At 33.9% G+C, this 7,588-nt stretch carries 8 protein-coding genes and 3 pseudogenes; 5 read left to right on the top strand and 6 right to left on the bottom strand.

The window, feature by feature from the left end; translation table 11 throughout:
* Window positions 1-73: 73 nt before the first annotated feature.
* Genes OZD68_RS06390 through OZD68_RS06380 form a run of 3 tightly spaced genes read right to left on the bottom strand, consistent with a single transcriptional unit; the run spans window position 74 to window position 1,446 of the window.
* Window positions 74-388, bottom strand: a complete 315-nt coding sequence (locus OZD68_RS06390) for an FtsB family cell division protein (RefSeq protein ID WP_182309254.1) — start codon at window positions 386-388, stop codon at window positions 74-76.
* A gap of 49 nt (window positions 389-437) precedes the next feature.
* Window positions 438-566 (bottom strand): type B 50S ribosomal protein L36, encoded by a 129-nt coding sequence (gene ykgO, locus OZD68_RS06385; RefSeq protein WP_006279631.1) that lies wholly within the window; start codon window positions 564-566, stop codon window positions 438-440.
* A gap of 49 nt (window positions 567-615) precedes the next feature.
* Window positions 616-1,446 carry a pyruvate, water dikinase regulatory protein gene (locus OZD68_RS06380; protein ID WP_182309253.1) on the bottom strand — a complete coding sequence of 277 codons (831 nt, stop codon included), beginning with the start codon at window positions 1,444-1,446 and terminating at the stop codon, window positions 616-618.
* A 135-nt stretch (window positions 1,447-1,581) separates the two neighbouring features.
* Between OZD68_RS06380 and ccmC the strand changes: the two genes are divergently transcribed.
* On the top strand, window positions 1,582-2,292 hold the full coding sequence (gene ccmC, locus OZD68_RS06375) for a heme ABC transporter permease CcmC (protein ID WP_182309290.1): 711 nt from the start codon (window positions 1,582-1,584) through the stop codon (window positions 2,290-2,292).
* A gap of 8 nt (window positions 2,293-2,300) precedes the next feature.
* A complete protein-coding gene (locus OZD68_RS06370; RefSeq protein WP_083250453.1) occupies window positions 2,301-2,717 on the top strand; it encodes a GNAT family N-acetyltransferase in 417 nt (138 codons plus the stop codon).
* A 51-nt stretch (window positions 2,718-2,768) separates the two neighbouring features.
* On the opposite strand, the pseudogene OZD68_RS06670 reads toward OZD68_RS06370, so the two are convergent.
* Window positions 2,769-3,439: pseudogene (locus tag OZD68_RS06670) on the bottom strand (hypothetical protein); the annotation flags it as partial.
* Between the two features lie 71 nt (window positions 3,440-3,510).
* Window positions 3,511-4,581, bottom strand: a complete 1,071-nt coding sequence (locus OZD68_RS06360) for a hypothetical protein (RefSeq protein WP_375138380.1) — start codon at window positions 4,579-4,581, stop codon at window positions 3,511-3,513.
* Window positions 4,582-4,761: 180 nt separating this feature from the next.
* Here OZD68_RS06360 and OZD68_RS06355 point away from each other — a divergent pair, with 180 nt between their 5' ends.
* From OZD68_RS06355 to OZD68_RS06345, 3 genes and pseudogenes are all read left to right on the top strand, one after another.
* Window positions 4,762-6,039, top strand: coding sequence for an adenylosuccinate synthase (locus OZD68_RS06355; protein ID WP_182309289.1), 1,278 nt, complete (start codon window positions 4,762-4,764; stop codon window positions 6,037-6,039).
* Between the two features lie 103 nt (window positions 6,040-6,142).
* A pseudogene (locus OZD68_RS06350) lies at window positions 6,143-6,871 on the top strand (IS5 family transposase).
* Between the two features lie 251 nt (window positions 6,872-7,122).
* Window positions 7,123-7,266 carry a hypothetical protein gene (locus OZD68_RS06345; protein WP_182309251.1) on the top strand — a complete coding sequence of 48 codons (144 nt, stop codon included), beginning with the start codon at window positions 7,123-7,125 and terminating at the stop codon, window positions 7,264-7,266.
* Between the two features lie 25 nt (window positions 7,267-7,291).
* Here OZD68_RS06345 and OZD68_RS06340 read toward each other — a convergent pair.
* Window positions 7,292-7,519, bottom strand: a pseudogene (locus tag OZD68_RS06340) (transposase); the annotation flags it as partial.
* Window positions 7,520-7,588: the final 69 nt, after the last annotated feature.

The raw sequence follows: 7,588 nt of genomic DNA, 5'->3' as shown, positions 1-7,588 counted from the left end.
TCCTCCAAAATTTTATTTTACCCAAAAAAACTCTTTTCTTTCTCTCCACTTTTTCTGGGTAAGGTCACTACTGCTATTCCACGTCAAGAACAACCATAAGTTCATTAGGGTTCACATAACCTAAAGAATTTTTTGCTTGCTCATCAAGCAGATCTAAATCTAAGCTTTTTTCATATAAGCCAAATACTTTGTTGTCCAACTTTTCCTTTTCAGAAGAGACATCCTTTAGCAAAAGTTTATTGTACTCGATTTCTTTTTTTAAATCGATTAACGTCAATAAGCCACGTTTACCTGTAATTGTGCTAATGCTGAAATATAATGTAAGGGAAGAAATGAGTAAGGCTGCGCTTAAACACAGTAACTTTTGCTTCTTTTTAGATATAAGCACCGTACTTTCACATATAAAAAATATATAACATGAAAAGGTGAACAAAAAGCTAAGAACCTTGACGCGCTTTACACCTTGGCTTTACCTTATTTATAATGTAAATCTTACCACCCCTTTTCACAACTTTACAATTTTTATCTCTGTTACGATGAGATTTTAGCGACCCTTTGACTTTCATATCTATAGTAAGAATTAAATCACTTTACATTATAATCACTTATCAAGAGTTAGTCAATTGATAACATTTTATTAAAATATTGTATAATTGTTGCTGATACTTCTTCGATCGACTTTTGCGTGACATCGATAATTGGCCAGTTATTCTGTTTAAAGAGCTCCTCTGCTTCTTTAATTTCCTTTTCTACTTTCTCAGGGTTAGCATATATATTATTATCTTCGTTGTTAATTGAAGTAAGTCTATTTTTGCGTATTTCTATTAGCCTACTTACGTCTATTGTTACCCCTATCGTTAGTTTATTTTTTAATTTTGCCAAGTCGACATAAAAGGGTACCCCACTAACAAAAGGAATATTTGCAACCTTATAGCATCGGTAAGCTAAATACGTACTGGTGGGAGATTTTGATGTACGTGAAACTCCAACCAAAATTATATCTGCTTTATCAATATCTTGAATATTTTGTCCATCATCATGATTAATAGTGTAGTTTATTGCCTCAATGCGCTGAAAATATTCGTTATTTATCTCAGTATGCAAGTCAAGCTTTTCGTCTTTTTCAATTTCAAGATAAGACGAAATTTCTCTAATAATATGTGATAATATTGCTCTATAGGGAATTTTCAACTTTATACAGTTATCTTTTAGATATTTTCTTAGCTCATCATCAGTAATAGTGCATATAACAAAATTATGCTCATCACTTTTCCTATTAATTTCCTCCAGAATTTTGTCAATCTGCTCTTCTCCTTTTACAAAAGACCAAACATATTCGATCGTTTCTACAGAACGAAAGTGTTTCAGAGCTGATTTTGCAACTGATATAACAGTTTCACCACTTGAATCTGATACTAAGTGTAGATTAAGCTTTTTAAGGGTCATATACTAAAAATAATAGCTAGCAATCTGCTACTGAAATTATGCTAATTTGTTGACCTACGTAAATATAGAAAAACTATCCTGTTGATAAAACTCAAACTAATTGGTAAATTCTTAACACAATTATTCTCAAAACGAATGTTTTTATTAAAGCCTACAAATTTCTCTTATTTTTCTAAGAAAGCTCTACCTTGGCTTGGGGTTATTTGTTTCGCATGTTTTTTAATTGGAATGTCTTTGGCGTTATTCTTCTCTCCAGAAGATTATAAACAAGGAGAAATTGTACGAATCATGTACATTCATGTGCCTTCTGCATGGCTTGCTCTTGGAATATATGGATTAATTGCATCACTTGGTTTCATTTCATTGGTATGGAACAATAGCATTGCTAGTGTCTTGGCACATGCTGCTGCTCCTGCAGGGACAGTCTTTTCGGCAATATGCTTAATCACAGGCAGCATCTGGGGAAAAGGAACCTGGGGCACTTGGTGGGTATGGGATGCAAGGCTTACTTCAATGCTGATTTTATTTTTCCTATATGTTGGCTACCTTTCATTGTGGAGCGCTTTTGATAATGAAGCGAGGGCAGAAAAATCAGCAGCAGTATTTGCCATCTTTAGTGCTATAAATATTCCTATAGTAAAATTTTCCGTGAATTTATCGTCCACTCTCCATCAGCCAGCAAGCATTTTGAGAAAAGGTGGAATAGCAATAGAAAGTTCCCTGCTGTTGCCACTGGTTGCAATGTTTATGTTTTGTGCCACATTTTTTTTACTAGTGTGGATACTGTATTCACTTTACTTAATTAATTTATATAAGATAAAGAGAGAAATCAGTATGCGGTATTAGGCCGAGAGATGAAAATAGAACACACCACATCACCAAGTAGCAAAGACATTGAATTCCTACTCAAAAAGATTAATGAAGAAACCGTTGATAAAGGTACGTGTAACCCATTTGCTTTTTTTATTCGCGATGATACTGAACAAATTATTGTAGGTTGTAGCGGTTTTGTTATCTATGGTTCAATTTACACTGACTTGCTTTGGGTGCACTCTGATTATAGAAGAAAAGGTATGGGAAAGCAGCTAATGGAAGAAGTTCATGATTATGGTCGTGAGATGCACTGTAAAATAGCAACCGTTGCAACCATGAATTTTCAAAAAGCGAAAGTATTTTATGAAAAGCTTGGGTATAAGTGTGATCTTGTACGTCCAGGGTATGTTAACATGTATATTTTTGAAGAAAGTGTTGTGAGATGCACTGTAAAATAGCAACCGTTGTAACCATGAACTCTAAAATATTTAAAGAGCCTACTAATATCTTTAAGGTAAATGTTCATGTGATTCCGCAGAATAATTCTGTTTTTTGATTCTATCTGTCCATTTATCATTTTCTATATCTTGTTTGTTGGTTGCTTTTTTTTCTTGCTCAACAATTGCCTTATCTATCTCATTATGAATTGCATCAATTGCATTAATCGCACCTCCTTTTTTGTATACTTCGCTTTTCCATTCAATAATTATAGCTCTTTTTACAATAATCCGAACAGACCGTAATATGCTACTGGCCTGCTATAGCCATAAACACATATCTTATCGCATTCGGACTATTATAAGAAAGGCTATAACTTAATAAAAGTATTTACAACAGACTGCACTTGATTATGATTAACCTGACCTTTTGTCAAAGAAGGTAAAGAGCCTAATTCCATCAATACTTCTGGTGCTGTTTTATCTTGAGTGGAAAGTCCTAAATTATCTGCTACTTTACTTATTAATAACTCTCTGTGTTCTTTATTATCTTCCAATTTAGCATAATCACTCAATAGATCTATAACGGTAGATACTCTGACTTCAACAACATCATCAACATCTTCATCTTCTAGAGCAACTCCTGACCCCAATAACCTCTCTCTGAGATTTTCGCTTAAAAGATTGATAAATTCTTCATTTGCATCTGATCCTGTGGTTGATATTGTACCATCTAAATAGTTATAGCTCTTTTTACAATAATCCGAACAGATCATAATATGCTACTGCTCTACCATAGCCATAAGCACATATCTTATCCTATTCGGACTATTGCGAGAAGTGCTATACTTTGAGCACCGAAGCCATGCTCTATTTGTATTTTTGTCTCAGGTTTAAATCCTAATTTTGCACAGAATTTCTGAAAATATTCTTTAATAATGTCAAACAAGCTCTTGCCATTATCTTTATAATTTTTTAACTCTTTAGGAATAGTAAGTGACAATTTACCATCTCTGTATGTTACAAAGTCTTCACCATTGTGAGATTCAATTGTAAATTCCAATGAACTAGACAGATTACATATCTTATCGCCATGCATAACTTGATTTTTAACAGAGAGTATTGGTAGCCTCATATCAGATCTAATTCTCACATTATTTTGGTTAGCACAATCAATGTTTATTACTTTTTTAGGATTTTCTACTATGAACGACTGTCCAAGTGCAAGTTGGGTTTGTATAAATGGAGCAGCCTCATACCCTGCTTGATTACAATTGGTAACTAGCTCTTCTAAAATAGCATCACTTGGAACTTCTGCCCCAGCGTATCTGAACATTTTTTTGAAAACTTCTTTTGCAAAGGAACGGTAATCCTTGTTTTCATCTTTCTCTGTTGGTAATAGATGGATATACCTTTGGCCAGCATTGTAAAATTCTTCAAATTCTTTCTTATATGAATCGGTTTTTTGATGATTGGCAGTTTTGGAATTTTCACAGTGATTTTTACATAGCTCACCCAATGCATTACTTACAAGCTCTTTCTCAATATCTTCGAGTACTGAAGCAACAAAAGCTTTGCCATGATCCGTATCTATTTCTCTTGTTCCTTTTTTGTTAAATATTTCGTCATTATATATATCATCACTATTAAAAAGTTCGCTTTTGCGGTGCTTAGCTCCTTCCTTAAATGCAATAATAAGATTTTTATCTATTTCTTTTCCGTTAATAATAAAATTCATCCTTTGAAAATCTAAGAACATTGTTTCACCGGAATTCGCTAATTTATTATCTTGATCTGCTCTTAATTTACTAAAATTGAACTCTTTAGCTGTGGCATTTAATCTAACTACTGGACTCTTATTATTTTTTCCTTTTGTCTCTTTCATAAATAACACCTTACTGTAAATATGCTGTAAGTTATATCATATAATGATGAATAATTTGGTAATATATTAAGAAAATCGACAGTATATTTCTTTATTTAAGGGGTGTAGGAAAGGCGTAGATTTCTCTTTCCATTTGTAGCGTACTGCATTAATATTTATGTATTAATCTAGAAAATAATGATGAATAACATTGTGATTGTTGGTCTGCAATGGGGTGACGAAGGCAAGGGTAAAATAGTAGATTATCTTTCTGAGAATGCAGATGTAGTTGTGAGATTTCAGGGAGGAAATAATGCAGGGCACACTATAGTAGTAGATGATGAGGTTTATAAATTAAATTTACTGCCCTCTGCTGTTTTGAGGCCAGGCAAAATATCTATCATAGGAAATGGCGTTGCTCTTGATCCACACGCTCTAATCTCAGAAATAGAGTCATTGAAAGTTAAAGGAGTAGACGTAAACTATAACAACTTGATGGTATCCGAGAGCTGTCCATTAATACTTAGCATACATAAGGACAAGGAAAAGCTATTTGAAGATTTAAATGGAAATCACAAAATTGGTACAACAAACAAAGGGATAGGGCCATGTTATGAAGATAAAGTTGGAAGGAGAGCTATACGCCTTTGTGACTTAGAAAACGCAGATGAGCTCAATAAAAGAGTGGATACTCTTTTGAATTACCACAATGCTATCAGGAAAGGCCTTAACTACCAGGTTGTTAAAAAAGAAGAAATATTAAAGGAAATTCAAGAGATTTCAGAAAAAATTCTTTCATATAAAAAACCTGTGTGGAAGATATTAAATGACTTGATGAAAGAAGGTAAGAAAATAATATTTGAAGGTGCCCAAGGCGCATTTTTAGATATCGACCACGGAACTTACCCTTTTGTTACTTCAAGTAATACTGTAGCATCGCAAGCAATAACAGGCTCAGGGTTATCCTCCAATGCTTACATTATTGGTGTGGTAAAAGCTTATACAACAAGAGTGGGCAATGGCCCATTTCCTACTGAGCAGAAAAATGAAGTAGGAGATAGCTTGTTTACTATAGGTAAGGAACTTGGAACAGTGAGCAATAGAAGAAGGCGTTGCGGATGGTTCGATGCAGTTTTAGTGCGCCAGGCCGTACAACTCTCTGGAGTTTCAAGCATTGTATTAACCAAATTAGATGTGCTTAATTCTTTTGATACAATTAAAATATGCACTGGTTACAAGTATAGCGGAAAAATGTATGATTATTTACCCGCATTGCATTCAATACAAGGGGAATTAGAGCCAATATATGAAGAGTTTCCTGGCTGGAAAGAAAACACTCAAGGTAAAAGGTCGATTGAAACATTGCCTATCAATTTAATAAAATATATAGAAGGGTTAGAAAAATTAATAGGTGTACCAATTCATCTAATCTCAACTAGTCCAAAGAGAGAGGATGTTATTAAGCTTAAAGATTTCTGAAAACGTCTTTGTATCTTAGAGCCTGTACGTAATCTCAAAAAAGAGATAAAGTGAGAGGATAAAGTATATAAAGTAGGATATGCGAAGTTTATAACCAAGTGACATAAGTCGAGAAAAGTTTGAGATTATTGTAGCAGATCTGGAATCTTGCAGAAAGAAGACAAAACCAAGAACACTTGATTTACATGATATATTTTGTGGAGTGTTATACGTGTTAAAAAGTGGTTGCTAGTGGAGAATGGTATCAAACGAGTTCCCAAAATGGCGCAATTGTTACGACTATTTTAAGAAGTGGAGTGAAAAACCAGATGTAAATAAAGAAAGTGTTCTGGAGCTGGTATTAAAAAAAAATAATTGCGACAAAACAATGGTCGGAAAAGCTTCTGCATAATTGATGCACAGAGTATAAAAAATGCAGATACTGCTGAAGCTATGATGCAGGCAAGAAGATTTCAGGGCCGTATTGCAGTAGATACGCAAGCATGCAATTTATACAACAACAGCAGAGATAACTGACCGTAGCAGTGCTGTGAGAATGGTCGAAAATGCAAAAGAAAACCTCTCGGAAGTTAAAAATGTACTGGTTGATGCAGGCTATACTGGAGAGAATTTTGTAACTCAAATAAAAACGATTATTGCTGCAACCGTTGAAGTGATCAAAAGAAATGAATTACGTTCCTTTGTTGTATTGCCCAAAAGATGGGTTGTGGAGCGATCTTTTGCTTGGTTAGAAAAATGTAGAAGATTGTGGAAAAATTGTGAGCGAAAACTCAATACTAGCCTACAAATGGTAGTTCTGGCTTTCACTGCCTTACTTCTGAAAAAATTATGAACAGGCTCTTACTAACTCTTATCTAATAAAAAAAATACTTGTGTAACTTCGAATAGTCTATTATGCAAGACAGCAGTATAAACATGTAGTAAGAAATGTATAATGAAAAATAAAAGCTCAAGTTTAACACTTGCAGTTATTTTCACACAATTAAGTAATCATAAAAGTTAGTGTAGGGCGAGGTTATACAGTTTGATTTCTTTTAATATATGTTAATTGGTATAATATAAATATAGTTAAGGAGGTGTATTATGATTGGAAGTTTGGCTAAAGAAGAAAAAACATCAGAGGCAGGAAAAACAGGTGATCAACTTGAAAAGTGTATTGGACCAACTTCACTGAATAGGGAGGTTTATTACTCTACGCTTATCTACTATACATTAAAAGAGTTATAGCATTTCTCATAATAGTCCGAACAGGTCATAGGAAGGCAGAATCAACAGCACGACGAAAGGATTCGAATAGAGGAATGTCTTTCCTGGCTCTGTTTTTTATAGCAAACCAATGATGCTCAATTTTGTTGAAATCTGGAGAATAAGGCGGCAGATACAAAATTTCTGCACCAACCCCTTTAGCAAGCTCGATAATCTTATCAGACTTATGAAAAGTAGCATTTTCAAGAATGACAGTCTGTCCAGGTTCCAAGATCCATAAGCGTCAAGTTAAGGAAATAAAGGTATGAAAGAGATAGAATAATAAGGTATAAGTTCTCCAAGA

This window comes from Wolbachia endosymbiont of Drosophila bicornuta, assembly GCF_028982105.1.
GTDB lineage: Bacteria > Pseudomonadota > Alphaproteobacteria > Rickettsiales > Anaplasmataceae > Wolbachia > Wolbachia pipientis.
The sequence above is the reverse complement of the archived record's forward strand: the minus strand, read 5'-3'. Positions and strand labels throughout refer to the sequence as shown.